General features: G+C 70.8%; 12 protein-coding genes and 1 pseudogene. 8 read left to right on the forward strand and 5 right to left on the reverse strand.

Translation table 11 applies throughout. From position 1 onward, the window contains the following. The 4 genes from QZ483_RS02940 to dxs all read left to right on the forward strand — a co-directional run bounded on the left by QZ483_RS02940 (window position 1) and on the right by dxs (window position 7960). Window positions 1-1899: an APC family permease gene (locus QZ483_RS02940; RefSeq protein WP_297081495.1), complete on the forward strand. Its 1899-nt coding sequence runs from the start codon at window positions 1-3 to the stop codon at window positions 1897-1899. Next, complete coding sequence (locus tag QZ483_RS02945) at window positions 1896-3095, forward strand: class I SAM-dependent RNA methyltransferase (protein WP_297081496.1); 1200 nt, start codon at window positions 1896-1898, stop codon at window positions 3093-3095. The genes QZ483_RS02940 and QZ483_RS02945 overlap by 4 nt, the downstream gene beginning before the upstream one ends. 113 nt (window positions 3096-3208) lie before the next feature. Further along, complete coding sequence (locus QZ483_RS02950) at window positions 3209-6022, forward strand: aconitate hydratase (RefSeq protein WP_297081497.1); 2814 nt, start codon at window positions 3209-3211, stop codon at window positions 6020-6022. A gap of 81 nt (window positions 6023-6103) precedes the next feature. Further along, on the forward strand, window positions 6104-7960 hold the full coding sequence (gene dxs / locus QZ483_RS02955; RefSeq protein ID WP_297081498.1) for a 1-deoxy-D-xylulose-5-phosphate synthase: 1857 nt from the start codon (window positions 6104-6106) through the stop codon (window positions 7958-7960). A 9-nt stretch (window positions 7961-7969) separates the two neighbouring features. Here the strand turns inward: dxs and QZ483_RS02960 are convergent, their stop codons facing one another. Together QZ483_RS02960 and QZ483_RS02965 are read right to left on the reverse strand one after the other, a co-directional pair. After that, a complete protein-coding gene (locus tag QZ483_RS02960) occupies window positions 7970-9259 on the reverse strand; it encodes an HRDC domain-containing protein (RefSeq protein ID WP_297081499.1) in 1290 nt (429 codons plus the stop codon). Next, on the reverse strand, window positions 9256-9816 hold the full coding sequence (locus QZ483_RS02965) for a DUF3000 domain-containing protein (protein WP_297081500.1): 561 nt from the start codon (window positions 9814-9816) through the stop codon (window positions 9256-9258). The genes QZ483_RS02960 and QZ483_RS02965 overlap by 4 nt, the downstream gene beginning before the upstream one ends. A 103-nt stretch (window positions 9817-9919) precedes the next feature. Here QZ483_RS02965 and gndA point away from each other — a divergent pair, with 103 nt between their 5' ends. The 3 genes from gndA to zapE are packed head-to-tail and all read left to right on the forward strand — an operon-like array spanning window position 9920 to window position 13618. Next, the gene (gndA, locus tag QZ483_RS02970) at window positions 9920-11356 is read left to right on the forward strand and encodes an NADP-dependent phosphogluconate dehydrogenase (protein ID WP_297081501.1); all 1437 of its coding nucleotides are present in this window, start codon (window positions 9920-9922) and stop codon (window positions 11354-11356) included. Window positions 11357-11405: 49 nt separating this feature from the next. Next, the gene (locus tag QZ483_RS02975; RefSeq protein WP_297081502.1) at window positions 11406-12629 is read left to right on the forward strand and encodes a carboxylate--amine ligase; all 1224 of its coding nucleotides are present in this window, start codon (window positions 11406-11408) and stop codon (window positions 12627-12629) included. Between the two features lie 5 nt (window positions 12630-12634). Then, entirely contained in the window at window positions 12635-13618 is a 984-nt protein-coding gene (gene zapE, locus QZ483_RS02980; RefSeq protein ID WP_297081503.1) for a cell division protein ZapE, read from the forward strand. A gap of 7 nt (window positions 13619-13625) precedes the next feature. On the opposite strand, the gene QZ483_RS02985 is transcribed toward zapE, so the two are convergent. Further along, complete coding sequence (locus QZ483_RS02985; RefSeq protein WP_297081504.1) at window positions 13626-14498, reverse strand: polyphosphate kinase 2 family protein; 873 nt, start codon at window positions 14496-14498, stop codon at window positions 13626-13628. 97 nt (window positions 14499-14595) lie between these two features. Between QZ483_RS02985 and QZ483_RS02990 the strand changes: the two genes are divergently transcribed. Beyond that, a complete protein-coding gene (locus QZ483_RS02990; protein ID WP_297081505.1) occupies window positions 14596-14778 on the forward strand; it encodes a hypothetical protein in 183 nt (60 codons plus the stop codon). A 6-nt stretch (window positions 14779-14784) separates the two neighbouring features. On the opposite strand, the gene treZ is transcribed toward QZ483_RS02990, so the two are convergent. Together treZ and QZ483_RS03000 are read right to left on the reverse strand one after the other, a co-directional pair. Further along, window positions 14785-16524, reverse strand: coding sequence for a malto-oligosyltrehalose trehalohydrolase (treZ, locus tag QZ483_RS02995; RefSeq protein WP_297081506.1), 1740 nt, complete (start codon window positions 16522-16524; stop codon window positions 14785-14787). Next, a pseudogene (locus QZ483_RS03000) lies at window positions 16524-17539 on the reverse strand (malto-oligosyltrehalose synthase); the annotation flags it as partial. The pseudogene QZ483_RS03000 and the gene treZ, both read right to left, overlap by 1 nt.

A 17539-nucleotide genomic window follows, 5' to 3' on the forward strand; every position in this document is an offset into this window, starting at 1 on the left:
GTGCGACGTATTCTCGAGGGTCTGCGGCGGCTGCTGTTCGGCCAGCCGATCGCGACCGATGCGCTCCGGACGGTGACGCTGCGCACGCGGCTCGCCCTGCCGGTCTTCGGCGCGGGCATCCTGTCGGCCGTCGCGTACGCCCCGGACGCGGTCGTCGACGCGCTCAGACGTGGCGGCCAGACCGGCGCCATCCCGTACATGGCGGTGGGCGTGGTCATCATCATGCTGCTGCTCGGCTTCGCGTATCGCTCGAATGTGCGCGCGCGCCCCGATGGTCTGGGCGACTACGGCACTGTGCGCGATCTTCTCGGCCGGAAGATGGGCGTCGTCACGGGGGCCTCCCTGCTGATCGACTACCTGTTCACCGTCGCCGTGTCGGTGGCCGCGGTGACCCAGCTGGTCGCGTTCCTGGTGCCGCAGCTGCGGCGGTGGGACGCGCTGATCGGCGTCGGTCTGATCGCGATCATGACCATCGTGGGCCTGCGCGTGATCCGGGAGAGGGCCCGGCTGCTGCTCGCGGTGTGGTTCGGCTTCCTCGTCGTGATCGGCATCATGCTGGTGCTGGGCGTCGCTCGCCACGGTGTCGAGACCACGTCGCCCATCGCCGCGAACGCGCCCACGACGTGGACCATCGTGCTCGCATATGCGGGAGCGATCTCCTCGGGAGCCGTGATGGTGACCGGCATCGAGCATCTCGCCTCTGCCGCGCCCAACCACGCCGAGCCGCGGGGCCGTCGCGCGGGCCGCACCCTGTTGATCGCGGTCTCCGCCTCGGCGGCGGCCTTCCTCACGGTGGCGCTGCTCGCGTGGTCGTATCGGATCACGGGGTGGGCGGACGGTCCGATACTCCTGCAGACCGCCGAGCAGGTCTTCCGCCAGTCGTTCATGAACTGGGTGGTCGCCATCTCCGCCGCCGCGATCCTGTACGCCGCCGCATCGGCCGTGTTCCGTCGTTTCTCGACCCTCGCATCGTCCCTCGCCCGGGACGCCTACCTGCCGCGACAGCTGTCCATGCAGAGCGACCGGCTGGTGGTGCGCAGCGGCATCCTGACGGTCGCGGTCGCGTCCGCCGTCGTCGTCGCCATCACGGGCGCGAACGTCGAGCAGCTCATTCACATGTACGTCGTGGGCGCGTTCGCGGCGATCGTGCTGAGCCAGGTGGCGATGGTGCGCCACTGCAGCAACCGGTTGCAGCTCGCGACGGGCTCGCGCGACCGCGCGCGCCTGGCCGCGGATCGGGTGCTGCACGCCACGGCGGCCGTGGTGGCCGCGATCGTGTGGTTCGTGGTCGCGGTCTTCAACTTCATCAACGGCGCCTGGGTCGCGATCGCGCTGATCACCGGCCTGGTGGTGATGATGCACGCGATCAACCGGCACTACGCGGCCGTGCGGTCCGACGTGACGCTCCGCTCGACCGACCGGAACATCTCGCTGCCCAGCGCCACGCACGGCATCGTGCTCATCGCGCAGCTGCACCGCCCCGCGATGCGCGCCCTCGCGTATGCGAAGGCCGCGCGCCACTCGTCTCTCGAAGCGGTGGGCGTCCAGCTCGAGGCCGCCGCCGCGCGTGAGCTGCAGGAGAAGTGGGGGAAGATCGCAGCGGGCGTCCCGCTCGTGATCCTCGACTCTCCGTACCGCGACCTGGTGGCGCCGGTCCTGGACTACGTCGCGTCCATTCACCGCCGCAGCCCCCGCGAGGTGGTCGTGGTCTACGTGCCGGAGTACATCGTGGGCCGCTGGTGGGAGACCTTCCTGCACAACCGGGCGACCAAGCGCCTGCGGGCGCAGCTGCTCGGCATCGAGAACGTGGTGGTCTCCGCGGTCCCGTGGCACCTCGAGTCCGCCCGTGAGCTGGCGGCCGTCGAGGAGATCCCCCCGGAGCACGAGCAGCTCCCATGACCGAGACGATTCGCCTCGAGGTCGGCAGCCCTGCCCACGGCGGGCACTGCATCGCACGCCACGAGGGCCGCGCCGTCTTCGTGCGACACGCCCTCCCCGGCGAGGTGGTCGAGGCCGTGGTCACGGAGGGAGGCGCCGATGCGCGCTTCTGGCGGGCCGATGCGGTCGCCGTGCTCGAGGCGTCCGCGGACCGGGTGGAGTCGGCATGGCCGGGCGCCGGGCCGGGTGGCGTGGGCGGGGGAGAGCTGGCACACGTGGCGCTGGCCGCGCAGCGCGCGTGGAAGCTCGCCGTGCTCAAGGAGTCGTTCGAGCGCTTCGCGGGGCTCGAGTTTCCTGGTCGTGTGGCGGCGGCGCCGGGCGATGACGACCGTGGGGGGCTGCGCTACCGGACGCGCGTCACCGCGACCGCCGATGCCGAGGGTCGCGCGGCGATGCACCGTCACCGTTCCGATGCGCTGGTGCCTCTCGAGTCCATGCCTCTGGCGACCCCGGAGGTCGAGGACGCGCTGCTCGGGTCGCGCTTCCCCGGGGGTGCACGCATCACGGTGGTTGCCCCCTCGGCCTCCGAGCTGCGCGTGCTGGCGGACGGCGTGCCCACACGCGCGGGCCGCCCCGATCGCCGCCCCAACGCTCCCCGCGGCGTGCGCGAGAGGGTCGAGGTCGACGGCCGCTCCTGGGACTACCGGCTCGACGCGAGCGGCTTCTGGCAGGTGCATCGCGAAGCGCCCGCGGTGCTCGTCGGCGCGGTGCTGGGCCGGGTGGGCGACGTGTCGCGCGTGGCTGACCTCTACGCCGGTGCCGGTCTGCTCACCGTGCCGCTCGCGGAAGGAGGCCGCGAGGTGGTCGCGGTCGAATCCGACCGGCGCGGCGCCCGCGCCGCACGCCGCAACGTCCACGATCTCCCCGGCGTCAGCGTGATCGAGGGAGACGTGCGGCGCACGCTCGAGTCCGGCCTGGGCCCCGTGGGGGCCGTCGTGCTGGACCCGCCCCGTTCCGGGGCCGGGCGTCGCACCCTTGATGCGCTCGCGGCCGGCGCCCCCGATCGCCTCGTGTACGTCGCGTGCGACCCGGTCGCGCTGGCCCGCGACACGGCCCTGCTCCGCGAACGGGGGTACGACTTCGTCGAAGCCGAGGCCTTCGATCTGTTCCCCATGACGCACCACGTCGAGACCGTGGCGACGTTCCAGCGCCGCTGACGCGCGCATCGGTCCTGCCGACGCGAATTTCGCGCGATCTTCGCGCCCGACGCCGCAAGGTCGCGTGCGCGAGGGCCGATAGACTGTACGCAGACTGCTATGGAGGAGAGTGCATGAGCGAGAACACCCTGGGATCGATGGCGACGCTGGACGTCGCGGGCCGTGAATACGAGATCTACCGACTGGACGCGGTGCCGGGTCTTGAGAAGCTGCCCTACTCGCTCAAGGTGCTCGCGGAGGCGCTGCTGCGCACCGAGGACGGCGCGAACATCACCGCCGACCACGTGCACGCGCTGGCGTCGTGGGACCCGCAGTCGGACCCCGACACCGAGATCCAGTTCACTCCCGCTCGCGTGGTCATGCAGGACTTCACGGGCGTCCCCTGCGTCGTGGACCTCGCCACCATGCGCGAGGCCGTGGTCGAGCTGGGAGGCGACCCCACCGCGATCAACCCGCTCGCGCCGGCAGAGATGGTGATCGACCACTCGGTGCAGATCGACGTGTTCGGCACGCACGACGCCCTGCGTCGCAACACCGACCTCGAGTACGAGCGCAACCGCGAGCGCTACCAGTTCCTCCGTTGGGGCCAGACGGCCTTCGACAACTTCAAGGTGGTGCCCCCCGGCACCGGCATCGTGCACCAGGTCAACCTCGAGCACCTCGCGCGCGGCGTGATGATGCGGGAGACCGGCGACGTGGTTCAGGCCTACCCTGACTCGTGCGTCGGCACCGACTCGCACACCACGATGATCAACGGCCTGGGCGTGCTGGGCTGGGGCGTCGGCGGCATCGAGGCCGAGGCGGCCATGCTGGGCCAGCCGGTGTCGATGCTCATCCCCAAGGTCGTGGGCTTCAAGCTCACGGGCGCGATCCCCGCGGGCGCCACGGCGACCGACGTGGTGCTCACCATCACGCAGATGCTGCGCGCGCACGGTGTCGTGGGCAAGTTCGTCGAGTTCTACGGCGAGGGCGTGGGCGCGGTGCCGCTCGCGAACCGCGCGACCATCGGCAACATGAGCCCCGAGTTCGGATCGACGGCCGCGATCTTCCCGATCGACGGCGTGACGATCGACTACCTGCGCCTGACCGGCCGCTCGGAGGAGCAGGTCGCTCTGGTCGAGGCGTACATGAAGGAACAGGGGATGTGGCACGACCCGTCCGCGGACGGCTACGTCGAGCCCACGTTCTCCGAGTACCTCGAGCTGGACCTGTCGACGGTCGTGCCGTCGATCGCGGGCCCCAAGCGCCCACAGGACCGCATCGAGCTCACGGACGCCAAGGAGTCCTTCGGCCGGTCGATCTTCGACTACGCCCAGCACGAGGAGCACGAGCTCCACGGACTGGACGAGTCGGTCGAGGAGACCTTCCCCGCCTCCGACCCCATCGCCGCTGAGGCGCACGCGGACGACGCTCCCGAGCCTGCGCCTGGGGGCACGGCAGTCGCGACCCGTCGGCCCACCAAGAAGGTGCCCTTCACGACTGCGGACGGCACTCAGACCGAGCTCGACCACGGCGCTGTGGTGATCGCGTCGATCACCTCGTGCACCAACACGTCGAACCCCTCGGTGATGCTCGCCGCCGCTCTGCTCGCGCGGAATGCGCGTGCCAAGGGGCTCGCGGTCAAGCCGTGGGTCAAGACCTCGATGGCGCCCGGCTCGCAGGTCGTCACCGACTACTACGAGAAGGCAGGGCTGTGGCCCGACCTCGAGGGCCTGGGCTTCCACCTCGTGGGCTACGGCTGCGCCACCTGCATCGGCAACTCGGGCCCGCTCCCGCAGGAGGTGTCGGACACCGTCAACGAGCACGACCTCGCCGTGGTCTCGGTGCTGTCGGGCAACCGCAACTTCGAGGGCCGCATCAACCCCGATGTGAAGATGAACTACCTCGCCTCCCCGCCGCTGGTGATCGCCTACGCGCTGGCCGGAACCATGGACTTCGACTTCGAGTCGGACGCCCTGGGGCAGGACGCGGAGGGCAACGACGTGTTCCTCGCGGACATCTGGCCGGACGCCTCCGAGGTCGAGTCGGTGGTGCAGTCCTCGATCGACGCGGACATGTTCGCGAAGGACTACGCGGACGTCTTCGCTGGCGACGAGCGTTGGCAGGGACTGCCCACGCCGGATGGCAACACCTTCGAGTGGGCCGGTGACTCCACCTACGTGCGCAAGCCCCCGTACTTCGAGGGCATGGGTCTCGAGCCGGCTCCGGTGGAGGACGTCGCCGGCGCGCGCGTGCTGGCGCTGCTGGGCGACTCGGTCACGACGGACCACATCTCGCCTGCGGGCGCGATCAAGCCCGACAGCCCGGCTGGCCGCTACCTCGCCGAGAACGGCGTCGAGCGCAAGGACTACAACTCGTACGGCTCGCGTCGCGGCAACCACGAGGTGATGATGCGCGGCACGTTCGCGAACATCCGCCTCAAGAACCTTCTGCTGGACGGCGTCGAGGGCGGCTTCACGCACAACTTCGTGACCGGCGAGCAGGACTCCATCTACGACGCCGCGCAGGACTACGCCGCGCAGGGCACGCCGCTCGTCGTGCTCGCAGGCAAGGAGTACGGCACGGGATCGTCGCGCGACTGGGCCGCCAAGGGCACGCGCCTGCTCGGCGTGCGCGTGGTGATCGCGGAGAGCTTCGAGCGCATCCACCGGTCCAACCTGATCGGCATGGGTGTGCTCCCGCTGCAGTTCCCCGAGGGCGACTCCGCCGGTTCGCTGGGCCTCGACGGCACCGAGACGTTCGAGGTGGTCGGCATCTCGGCGTTCTCTGCGGGGGAGCACCCGCGCACGCTGCCGGTGAAGGCGACCAAGGCCGACGGCTCGGTCGTCGAGTTCCACGCCGTGGTGCGCATCGACACCCCCGGAGAGGCGGACTACTTCCGCAACGGCGGCATCCTCCAGTACGTCCTGCGCTCGCTCGTCGCCTGACCCGAGTGCATGGGGGGGCGCTGCGCACTGGAGCGCCCCCAGACACGTACAGTGGAGAGACGTCATCCCGAAGGAGGGTTCGTGCTGGAGCGCATCGAGTCGCCGCAGGATCTGCGCGGGCTGACGGCTGAAGAGCTGGCGGAGCTCGCCCAGGAGATCCGTGACTACCTGGTGTCCTCGGTGTCCCAGACCGGGGGACACCTGGGGCCCAACCTCGGCGTGGTCGAGCTCACGATCGGCATGCACCGGGTCTTCGACTCGCCGCGAGACACGATCGTCTTCGACACGGGGCACCAGTCGTATGTCCACAAGCTGCTCACCGGCCGCCGCGACTTGTCCGCGCTGCGCACGCGCGAGGGCCTGGCCGGCTACCCGCAGCGGTCGGAGTCGGAGCACGACGTCGTCGAGAACTCGCACGCCTCCACTGCTCTGTCCTGGGCCGCGGGCATCGCGCGTGGCCGGTCGCTGCGCGGCGAGACCGACCGCACCACGGTGGCGGTGATCGGCGACGGCGCGCTCACCGGCGGCATGGCGTGGGAGGCGCTGAACTCGCTGGCCGCGGCGCACGACAGGGTCGTGATCGTCGTCAACGACAACGGCCGGTCGTACGCGCCCACGATCGGAGGGCTCGCGCGCCGGCTCGATGGCATTCGCACCGACCCGCGCTACGAGCAGTTCCTCGGCTGGGGGAAGCGCACGTTCCAGAACCGCGGACCGTGGCGCAACTTCACGTATCGCACGGTGATGCACGGCAAGCGGGCGCTCAAGGGACTGCTCGCCGAGCCCGGGATGTTCGACGACCTGGGGCTCAAGTACGTGGGCCCGGTCGACGGTCACGACCTCGCGCAGGTCGAGGCCGCCATGACGCACGCGCGCGACTACGGGGCGCCGGTGATCGTGCACGTGCTGACGGAGAAGGGGCGGGGCTACACGCCCGCGGAGGAGGACGTCGCCGATCGCTTCCACGCCGTCGGCAAGATCCACCCCGAGACCGGACTGCCGGTCCAGCCCAGTCGCTTCGGGTGGACCAAGGTCTTCGCCGAGGAGATCGTCGAGGTGGCACGCGAGCGCGACGACGTGGTCGCCCTCACGGCGGCGATGCTGGCGCCCGTGGGACTGCAGCCCCTGGCGAACGAGTTCCCGGATCGCGTGATCGACGTGGGCATCGCGGAGCAGCACGCCGTGACCAGCGCCGCCGGACTGGCGTTCGCCGGGTACCACCCGGTGTTCGCCGTGTACGCGACCTTCCTCAACCGTGCGTTCGATCAGGTCCTGCTCGACGTCGCGCTGCATCGCGCGGGCGTCACCTTCATGCTCGACCGCGCCGGGATCACTGGCGACGACGGCGCGAGCCACAACGGCATGTGGGACATGGCGCTGCTGCGCCACGTCCCGGGGCTGCGGATGGCGTCTCCGCGCGACGCCACCACGATGCGCCGGGCGTTCCGGGAGGCTCTCGACGTCGACGACGCGCCGACTGTCGTGCGCTACCCCAAGGGCCCCGTGGGCGATGACCTGCCTTCCGTCCGGTCCGCGACCGACGTCGAGATCCTCGCGGAGCATGGCGAGTCGCCCCGTGTCGTAGTGTTCGGGCTCGGATCGATGGCGCAGACTGCGGTGGATGCTGCGGACAAGATCGCCGCGGATGGCGTTGACGTGCTCGCGGCGACCGCGACCTGGGTGCACCCGGTGCCCGAGGGCCTTCTCGAGGTGCTCGGCGACGCCGAGCTGGTCGTCACGGTCGAGGACGGCCTCACCGATGCCGGGATCGGCGAGGAGTGGGCGTCCTACGCCCGGCTCGCCGGCAACGATGCGCAGTGGATCCACCGAGGCGTCCCGCGGGAGTTCCTGCACCACGCCTCGCGCGCGCAGGTGATCGAACTCGTCGGTCTCGACGCCTCCGCGATCGCGGTCGACGTCATCGCCGAGCTCGACTGAGCCCGGGGATCAGTCCTCGGACGCTGCGACCGCGGCGTCGGCGAATGCCTCGGCGAGCCGCGCCGCCACCAGGTCGACCTGCCACGCGCGGGCGCTGCGGCCGGCCAGGAACTCCCGGATCCAGGCCTCGCCTCCGCCGCGGTACTCCCAGCAGGTGCGACGCAGCGCGTCGGGCTGCAGGAGATTCTCGGCGGGCACGTCATGCTCCTCCACGAGCGCGGCCATCAGCTCCCGCGCGCGCGCCAGCCGGGCGGCGGCCTCGGGCCGCTTCTCCTTCCACATGCGCGGCTGCGGCGGGCCGTCCCCGCGGGGGCCGCGCTTGGCCGGAAGCTCGGCGTCGGGAAGGGCGAGGGCAGCCTCGATCGCCGGATACCAGAACCGCGCTCGCCGTTTGGTGCCGCGCGACTGCCACTCGCGGATCGACACGAGCGCCTCGTACGACGTGGGCTTCGCCTGCGCGGCGGCGACGATCGCGGCGTCCCGAAGCACGCGTCCCGGTGCGATGTCGCGCCGGCGCGCGTCAGCGTCGCGCGCCTCCCACAGGGACCTGACAATCGCCAGGCCGCGCGTATCGCGGATCTGGTGCGAGCCGGACGTGCGCCTCCACGGGTCGACGCGGGGCTCGGGCGGCGGCGCGGTGCGGACGGCCTCGAACTCCTCGAGCGCCCACGCGAGCTTGCCGGCCTCCTCGAGGTGCGCGTGCAGGCCGTCGCGGAGCTCGAGCAGCACCTCGACGTCGAGCGCGGCGTAGACCAGCCACTCGTGCGGAAGCGGCCGGGTGGACCAGTCCTGCGCGGAGTGCTCCTTCGCGAGAGCGAATCCCAGCTCGCGCTCGACCACCGCGGCGAGGCCCACCTTGGGCCATCCCAGCAGCCGTGCCGCCAGCTCCGTGTCGAAGACCGATGCCGGCTCGAGGCCCAGCTCGTACATTCCGGGGAGGTCCTGGCTCGCGGCGTGGAAGACCCACTCGGCGTCCCCGAAGGCCGGGTTCAGCGAGGACAGGTCGGAGAGAGCATCGGCGTCGACGAGCGCGATGCCGGCGCCGGCGCGCTTGAACTGCGCCAGGTAGGTGCGCTGGCCGTAGCGGAAGCCCGAGGCACGCTCGGCGTCCGCGGCGATGGGGCCGTGGCCGGCGGCGAACGTCTCGACCATCGCCGCCAGCGCCTCGGGGGTGTCGATGACGTCCGGGATGCCGTCGGCCGGCTCGCGGAGCAGCGTGGGCGCCTCCGCCTCCGTGCTCTCCTGGGGTGCAGTCGTCTTGTCCTCTGGTGCAGTCGCCTTCTCCTGTGGCGCGGTCATCGGGCCGCCCCGGGAAGCACGCTGACGCCGTCGGGCACGGGAGGAACGCCCGCGCAGGTCGCGAGCAGGTCAGTCCACGCGGCGATGTGGGGCTCGATGTCCGGGTCTTCCGGCGTCCACGAGACCCGCAGTTCGACCTGGACCTCGTCGGGGCGCGACGCGAGCTCTCCGAAGGACGTCGAGACGACCTTCGTCACGGTGCCGCCCACCTCGCGATGGGGGACGTCGGACAGAGACTCGGCCAGCCACGACCACGCCACCTCGGCCCAGAGGTCGTCGCGACCCACCTCCTGCTCCACGGTCGCCTTCACCAACGCCACGATCCTGAGGTCTCCATCCCATGCGTCCTGCCCGTCCGGATCGTGCAGCACCACGAACCGGCCGGTCGCCTGCGCCCCGTCGACCGTCACCTCTCCGTCCACGGCGACCGCGAACGGCGCGATGCGCGTGGGCGCCGGCGTCTCCGTGAGCCGCACGTCCGCTCGGGTCCGAGCCTGCGACAGCGAGCGCAGCACCTCGCGGAACCGAGGCGGCGCCGGTGCAGTCTCTCGGGCCATGGATCGAGCGTAGGCCCGGGCACGGCTCCGCACGGGTTCGCCACGCGGTGGCCTCCCACTAGGCTAGGCGGCGTACCCCGACCCGGACTCGAAGGATTCGACAATGGCGCTTGCTCAGATCGGTGTGACAGGACTTGCGGTGATGGGCCGCAACCTGGCCCGCAACTTCGCCCGCAACGGCTTCACGGTTGCCGTGCACAACCGTTCGCCGCAGAAGATGCGCTCGCTGATCGAGGACCACGGCGACGAGGGAACGTTCATCGGCTCGGAGACGCTCGAGGACTTCGTCGCGTCTCTCGAGAAGCCTCGCCAGGTCGTCATCATGGTGCAGGCGGGAGGGCCCACGGACGCCGTCATCGACGCCCTCATCCCGCTGCTGGACCAGGGCGACATCATCGTGGACGCCGGCAATGCCCACTACGCTGACACCCGCCGCCGCGAGGCTGCCCTGCGCGAGCAGGGCCTGCACTTTGTCGGATCGGGAGTGTCCGGTGGCGAGGAGGGCGCGCTGCTCGGCCCATCGATCATGCCGGGAGGTCCCGCGGAGTCCTACGTGACCCTGGGGCCGATCCTTGAGAAGATCGCCGCGAAGGCCGAGGACGGGACGCCGTGCTGCGTGCACGTGGGTCCCGACGGCGCCGGCCACTTCGTGAAGATGGTGCACAACGGCATCGAGTACGCCGACATGCAGCTGATCGGTGAGGCGTACGACCTCCTGCGCGCCGGCCTGAATCTGACGCCCGCCGAGATCGGCGACATCTTCGCCGAGTGGAACGAGGGCGACCTCGAGTCCTTCCTCATCGAGATCACGGCGGAGGTCCTGCGCCACACCGACCCGAAGACGGGCAAGGCTCTCGTCGACGTGATCCTGGACCAGGCGGGCCAGAAGGGGACTGGCCGGTGGACTGTGCAGTCCGCTCTCGACCTGGGCGTGCCCGTCACGGGCATCGCCGAGGCCACCTTCGCCCGGGCGATCTCTTCGCAGACCGCCCAGCGCGAGGCAGCCCGCGGCGTGCTCGCGGCCAACGCCGGCGACTTTCACATCGGCAACCGCACCGGGTTCGTCGAGGACGTCCGGCTCGCGCTGTACGCGTCGAAGGTGGTCGCGTACGCGCAGGGCTTCGACCAAATCCAGGCCGCCTCGGAGGAGTTCGGCTGGGACATCAACCGCGGCGACATGGCGAAGATCTGGCGTGAGGGCTGCATTATCCGGGCGCGCTTCCTCGACCGCATCACCGAGGCCTACGACCGCAATCCGCAGCTCGCGACTCTGCTGGTCGACGACTACTTCCAGGGAGCGGTCGCCGGCGGTGTGTCGGCGTGGCGCCGCGTGGTGTCCCAGGCGGCCCTCGCGGGCGTTCCCGTCCCCGCCTTCGGCTCCTCGCTGTCGTACTACGACTCGCTGCGAGCCGAGCGCCTGCCGGCGGCAGTGATCCAGGGCCAGCGCGACTTCTTCGGTGCCCACACCTACAAGCGCGTGGACGTCGAGGGCACGTTCCACACGCTGTGGTCGGGTGACCGCTCCGAGGTCGAGGCCTGAGCGGCACGACGCGCGCAGGCATCGAGACGCACGGCACGGTGGGGGGAGCATGAGCGCGGTGATCCCGGTGGTCGTCGGGGGCGACATCGGCGCCTACGCGCTGCTGCGCGCGTTCCATGAGCGCACCGGCGAGCGTGGCGTCGTCGTCTCGCGGCTGCAGACGCGTGCCTTCGCAGACACGCGCATCGCGGATGTCGTGGTCGCGAATGTCGACGACGCCGATGCGCTGGTCGCCGCCCTCGTCTCGCTCGCCGAGGAGCGCCCCGAGTCGCGCCTGGTGCTGCTCTCAAACGCCGACTGGTACGTCGAGTCGATCATCGAGCGGCGCGCCGAGCTCGAGGAGCACTATGAGATCCCGATGTGCTCGGCGGAGTCCTTCGCGCGCGTCGAGTCCAAGGAGGCGTTCCAGGCCGACTGCGAGGCGCTCGACATCCCGGTGCCGCGCACCGTCCCCGTGCGCTTCGACGCGGGGGCCGCGGACGCTGACGGGGATCTGAACTCGCTGACCTTCCCCGTGATCGGCAAGGCGAGCTCGTCGGCCGAGCACCACCACGCCGAGTACCCCGGCAAGAAGAAGGTCCAGCATCTCGAGACCCGGGCCGAGGTCGACGACCTGCTCGAGCGGATCGCGGCGTCCGAGTTCCGCGGCACGTACCTGCTGCAGGAGTTCATCCCGGGCGACGAGACCCAGATGCGCTCGCTCACGGCCTACCGGGACTCGTCCGGCCTCGTGACGCTGCTGTGCACGGGGCGCGTGCTGCTCGAGGAGCACACCCCGGGCACGCTCGGCGTCCCGGCCGCGATCCTCACCGAGCCGTACACCGACGCGATGGACGCCATGGTGCGCTACCTCGACCGCGTCGACTACCGCGGCTTCGCGAACGCCGACTACAAGCGCGACCCCCGCACCGGCCGTCACGTGTTCTTCGAGGTCAACCCACGCATCGGCCGCAACAACTGGTACGTGACCGCCGCTGGCGCGAACCCCGCGGACTTCGTGATCGCCGACCTCGACGGCGCCGCCGTCGAGCCCGTGAGGGCCACCCGCGAGGTGCTGTACTCGGTCGTGCCGGTCGGGCTGCTGGCGCGCTACCTGCCCGACCGCGCGCTGCGGGAGCGGGTGCTCGCCACCGCGAAGCGCGCGCTCGCCCGACCGCTGCACAACCCCGCGGACGGTTCGCTCAAGCGCCGCCTCACGATCGCGCTGATGACCTGGAACTACCGGCGCAAGTACCGGGAGTTCTACCCCGAGCCCACCGCGACGGGCCACTGACGTCGATGACTGCGCGCATCGTGGGCCGGCGTCCCCGGGTCGAGCCCGAGGGACTCATCGACGCGCTCGTTCCGCCGCCGCACTTCTCGGGCGCGAGCTTCGACACGTACGTCCCCGATCCGGACTTCCCGAGCCAGGAGGCCGCAGTCACCGAGGTGCAGTCGTTCGCCCGCGGCGTCGGGCGGCGAGGCCTGGCATCGCTCCGCCGGTCGAGCGGTGGTCGGGGCATCTACCTCGATGGCGGGTTCGGCGTCGGCAAGACCCACCTGCTGGCGTCGCTCGCGAGTGCGGTCGGCGAGCGGGCCGCGTTCGGCACCTTCGTCGAGTACACGCATCTCGTGGGAGCCATGGGCTTCCAGGCGACGCGCGCGGCGCTGCAGGAGTTCGCGCTCGTGTGCATCGACGAGTTCGAGCTCGACGATCCCGGCGACACCGTGCTGATGGCACGGCTGATGCGTGAGCTGGCCGATGCGGGGGTCGCCTTGGCGGCGACGTCGAACACGCTACCGGGCTCGCTCGGGCAGGGGCGCTTCGCCGCCGACGACTTCAAGCGGGAGATCCAGGCGCTGTCGAGCGTGTTCGAGGTCATCACGATCGACGGCCCCGACTATCGCCACCGGGGCGATCTCGTGTTCCCGGCGCCCTCCACCGTCGATGCGGTCCTTGAGGCGTGCGGCGCCGACGAGGCCGCGTGCGAGGACTGGGGCGCGCTCATGGAGGACCTCGCCCACGTGCATCCCAGCCGCTACGGAGCCTACGTCGACGGCGTCGCCGTGCTGGGTCTGCGAGGCGTCACCCCGTTGCCGGATCAGGGGCAGGCGCTCCGCGTCGTGTCGCTGGTGGACCGCCTGTACGACCGCGATGTGCGGATCGTCGCGTCCGGTCACTCGCTCGGCGAGATCTTCTCGCAGGACATGCTGCGGGGCGGCTACCGCAAGAAGTACTACCGCGCGTTGAGCCGCCTGCTGTCGATGGTGGCGGGGGAGTAGCGGGGCCTCATTCGCCCGCGTCGCGCATGCGCTCGAGGCGCGCCTTCTCACCGGCGACATCGAACGTCGCTTCGGGCCATGACAGCGCCATGCCCTCGAGAGCGGTGGCGAGGAGCTCGGTGACCGCCAGCCTCGCGTACCACTTGTCCGTCGCCGGGATCACGTGCCACGGCGCGATCTCGGTGGATGTCCGGTCGAAGACCGCCTGGTAGGCCTCCATGTAGGCGGGCCAGTGCGCGCGCTCGTCGAGGTCCGAAGGGTCGAACTTCCAGTGCTTGTCCGGGCGGTCGAGCCGTTTCGACAATCGCTCCAGCTGCTCGTCGCGCGACACCATGAGCGCGCACTTCACGATGGTCGTGCCCTGACGCGAGACCCGAGCCTCCCACTCGTTGATCTCGTCGTAGCGGCCCTCCCAGACGGTTGCAGGCACGAGCGAGTGCACGCGCGCGATCAGGACGTCCTCGTAGTGCGAGCGGTCGAAAGCGCCAATGCGTCCGGCTGCTGGAAGCGCCCTGTCGATCCTCCACAGGAAGTGGTGCTCGCGCTCCTCGCCGCTGGGAGCACCGAAGCCGCGTGCCTGTACCCCCTGCGGATCCACCATGCCGAGCACGTGGCGGACGATCCCACCCTTGCCAGCGGTGTCCATGCCCTGAAGGACCAGGAGAAGCGACCGCGTGCCGCCCGTGCGCGCCTCCGCGAACAACTGCTCCTGGAGCTCGGCCAGATCCTTGCCGCGGGCGGCCATCAGGGCAGCCGCACGCTTGCGCCCGCCGTGGAATCCCGGGCGGGCCGTCGGGTCGAAGGCGTCGAGATCGAAGCCACGGTTCACCCGTAGCGCCTCAGTCGGGTGAACGCTCCAGCGGCTGTGCTCGTGGCCCATGCTCCTCACGTTAGCGCTGCGGAGCCGCGCGCGGCGGGCGATGCACTGCTAGACAGGTAGCACCGGTGCAGTCCCCACGAACACGAGGAGGGACCTCATGAGCAGCAGCAACACGGCCGCCGGCGGCGGCAGCGTCATCTACGGACTCGGGATCTTCGGCGGGATCATCTACTACTGGCAGGTGGCGGACGGCTTCTGGGAGCACGTCGGCTCCATCTTCCAGGGGCTGGTGTGGCCGGCGTTCATGGTCTACGAGGGATTCTCCGCGCTCGGAGCCTGATTGCTCTCACGCCTCGGGGTCGACGAGTGCCACGGAGTCGGGCGCCAGGACCAACTGCCCGTCCTCCACGTCGACATCGCCAAAGGAAGCGAGCGCCCCCGGGGCGGTCACCCGCATCGGCTCGCCGGAGAGATTGGCGTGCACCTGGACGGGGCCGTGCATCGTCAGCTGGCGCGGCGCGGTCTCGGTGACCGACGCAGGGTGGCGCTCCCACCCGTCGCGAGGGCCGATGCGCGGGCGCAGTGCGATGAGGTCGCTCACCCACGCACGGCTCGCGTCGTGCGCGGCGCCGGAGGCGCCGATTCCGCTGCCCAGCTTGGAGCGGAGGAAGGTGGTGCGGTCCTGGGGGTCCGGGACATCCACGTGACCGCCGTAGAGCTCCTCCCAGCCGTGGTCGCCGAACTCGCTCATGCGCCCCTCCGAGACCGCACTGCCCAGCGGTTCGTCGTGATCGGTGAAGAACATGAACGGCCGCGTCTCGCCATACTCCTCGCCCATGAACAGCATCGGGGTGAAGGGTGACAGGAGGATCATCGCGAGGCTGGTCGCCTGCGCACCCGGCGAGAGGGTCGACGCCGGGCGATCCCCGATCGCACGGTTGCCCACCTGGTCGTGGTTGGACGCGCAGATCACGAACCGTCGGCGATCGACGTCGGGTGCCACCGGCGCACCCCAGTCCTTGCGGCGGAATGTCGAATAGCCGCCGTCGTGCATGAAGACCTCGCGGTAGACCTTGTCGAGCGCCGCGAGCGAGCCGAAGTCCACGTAGTACCCGTGTCGCTCGCCCGTGAGGTAGGCGTGAAGCGCGTGGTGGACGTCGTCGTTCCACTGGGCGGTCATGCCCAGACCGCCCTCGGCAGTGGGCGTCACCATCCGGGCGTCGTTCAGGTCGGACTCCGCGACCAGCGACAGCGGCCGGCCCAGCCGCTCCGCGAGCGCGGCGGTCTCGTCGGACAGCTGGGCGAGAACATGCCGCTCGGAATCGTCCTGCAGCTCGTGGACGGCGTCGAGTCGCAGGCAGTCGACGTGGAAGTCCTCGAACCATCGCAGCGCGTTGTCGCAGATGAAGCGCCGCATGCCCGTCGCGTCATCCTGATCGAGGTTGACGGCCCAGCCCCAGGGGGTGTCGTGGGCGTCGGTGAAGTAGGGGCCGAACTTGCCCAGGTAGTTGCCGTCCGGCCCCAGATGGTTGTAGACCACGTCGAGGCAGACGCCCAGCCCTGCCCGGTGCGCGGCGTCGACGAAGCGCTGGAGCGCGGCAGGGCCGCCGTAGGCCTCGTGGACGCCGTAGAGCGCGACGGCGTCGTAGCCCCACCCGTGACGACCCGGGAACGGGGCCACGGGCATGAGCTCGACGATGTCGACTCCCGTCGCCTTCAGGTCGGCGAGCTGCACGATCGCGGCGTCGAGGGTGCCCGTGGGCGTGAAGGCGCCCACGTGGAGCTCGTAGAACACGGCGCCCAGAGCATCCACGCCGGACCACGCGCCGTCCGCCCACTGGTGAAGTCCGGGCTCGAAGACCCGCGAGGGGCCGTGGACGCCATATGGTTGCCAGGCCGAGCGCGGGTCCGGCCACGGGCCGTCGCCGTCGATCTCGAACGCGTAGTCGGTGCCGTGCGGCAGGTCGGGGCCCGTCCACCAGCCGTCCTCGCCCGCGGCGAGCTCGATGCGCGCGCGGTCCTCGTCGGGCGCGCCGACGATCACCGCCACGGCGCCGGCCGTCGGGGCCCACACGCGCGTGCGCATCAGCTGGCCACGAGGAGAGCGACAGGGTGCACGGTCACGAGATCGGCGAGCTCCACGGGCCCACCCTCGAAGCTCTTGCCCGACAGTGCATCCGTCCACGTGCCCTCGGGCAGCGACACCGTGTGTTCGCGCCAGCCGCCGAGCTTCTCGAGGTCGTGCCCCAGTCGAGTCGCGATCGTGACGACGCGCGGCTCGTCCGCGACGGTGCGGGCGAACACCACGGCGTGACCCGAGGACGACGGCAGCGGCTGGTAGCCAGACTCGGGGCCCACGAAGGCCTCCCGATGGTCACGCCGCACCTGAAGAGCCCGCGCGGTCACGAGCAGCTTCTCGTCGTCGAGGCTCTGCGCCTTGGCGCGCCTGGTCAGACGGCCGAGGGCCTCGGCGCGGCGGTCGAAGTCGACGGCGCGCCTGTTGTCGGGATCCACGAGCGACGGCGCGACCATCTCGGTGCCCTGGTAGACGTCAGGAATGCCGGGGATCGTCAGCTGGATGAGCTTGGTCGACAGAATCGCCGCGCGGGCTCCGGCCGCGACCGAGGCGTGCCATTCGTGGACGATGCCGCGGACCTTGGCGTCGGCATGCGTGGACTGCGCGAACCACAGCACCGCGGACTCGTAGTCCGCGTCGACGCCGGTCCAGGACGTGTGGGTCTTCGCCTCGCGCATGGCCTTGACGAGGTAGCCCTCGAGTCGATCCCAGTCCATGAAACCCGCCTCGTCGGACGTCCCCACGAGGGTCTGCCACCAGAGGTTCTCCGTGCGGCCGTCCAGCAGCGCCGGGCGGATCCGCGCCGACGCCTCCTGCAGCCGCGTGACCGTCGCGTCCCACTCCTCGGCGGCCTCCGACAGGACGGACAGGCGAGCGCGGACGTCCTCGGAGCGCTTGGTGTCGTGGGTGGTGAGGCAGGTCATCGCGTGGGGGAACGAGTGCTGCTGCTCGTCGGCCCAGGCGTGGAAGGCTGCGGGCGGGAGCGCGAACCGGCTGGCGGGGGAGCCGACCTCGCACAGCGGCA

This window comes from uncultured Demequina sp. (assembly GCF_913055775.1).
GTDB lineage: Bacteria > Actinomycetota > Actinomycetes > Actinomycetales > Demequinaceae > Demequina.

Excerpts from the sequence above, each read along its gene's own strand:
- QZ483_RS02945 (WP_297081496.1), top strand. The coding sequence starts at position 1,896 with ATGACCGAGACGATTCGCCTCGAGGTCGGCAGCCCTGCCCACGGCGGG.
- QZ483_RS02950 (WP_297081497.1), top strand. The coding sequence starts at position 3,209 with ATGAGCGAGAACACCCTGGGATCGATGGCGACGCTGGACGTCGCGGGC.
- QZ483_RS02960 (WP_297081499.1), bottom strand. The coding sequence starts at position 9,259 with ATGACCGCGCCACAGGAGAAGGCGACTGCACCAGAGGACAAGACGACT.
- QZ483_RS02965 (WP_297081500.1), bottom strand. The coding sequence starts at position 9,816 with ATGGCCCGAGAGACTGCACCGGCGCCGCCTCGGTTCCGCGAGGTGCTG.
- gndA (WP_297081501.1), top strand. The coding sequence starts at position 9,920 with ATGGCGCTTGCTCAGATCGGTGTGACAGGACTTGCGGTGATGGGCCGC.
- QZ483_RS02975 (WP_297081502.1), top strand. The coding sequence starts at position 11,406 with ATGAGCGCGGTGATCCCGGTGGTCGTCGGGGGCGACATCGGCGCCTAC.
- zapE (WP_297081503.1), top strand. The coding sequence starts at position 12,635 with ATGACTGCGCGCATCGTGGGCCGGCGTCCCCGGGTCGAGCCCGAGGGA.
- QZ483_RS02985 (WP_297081504.1), bottom strand. The coding sequence starts at position 14,498 with ATGGGCCACGAGCACAGCCGCTGGAGCGTTCACCCGACTGAGGCGCTA.
- QZ483_RS02990 (WP_297081505.1), top strand. The coding sequence starts at position 14,596 with ATGAGCAGCAGCAACACGGCCGCCGGCGGCGGCAGCGTCATCTACGGA.
- treZ (WP_297081506.1), bottom strand. The coding sequence starts at position 16,524 with ATGCGCACGCGCGTGTGGGCCCCGACGGCCGGCGCCGTGGCGGTGATC.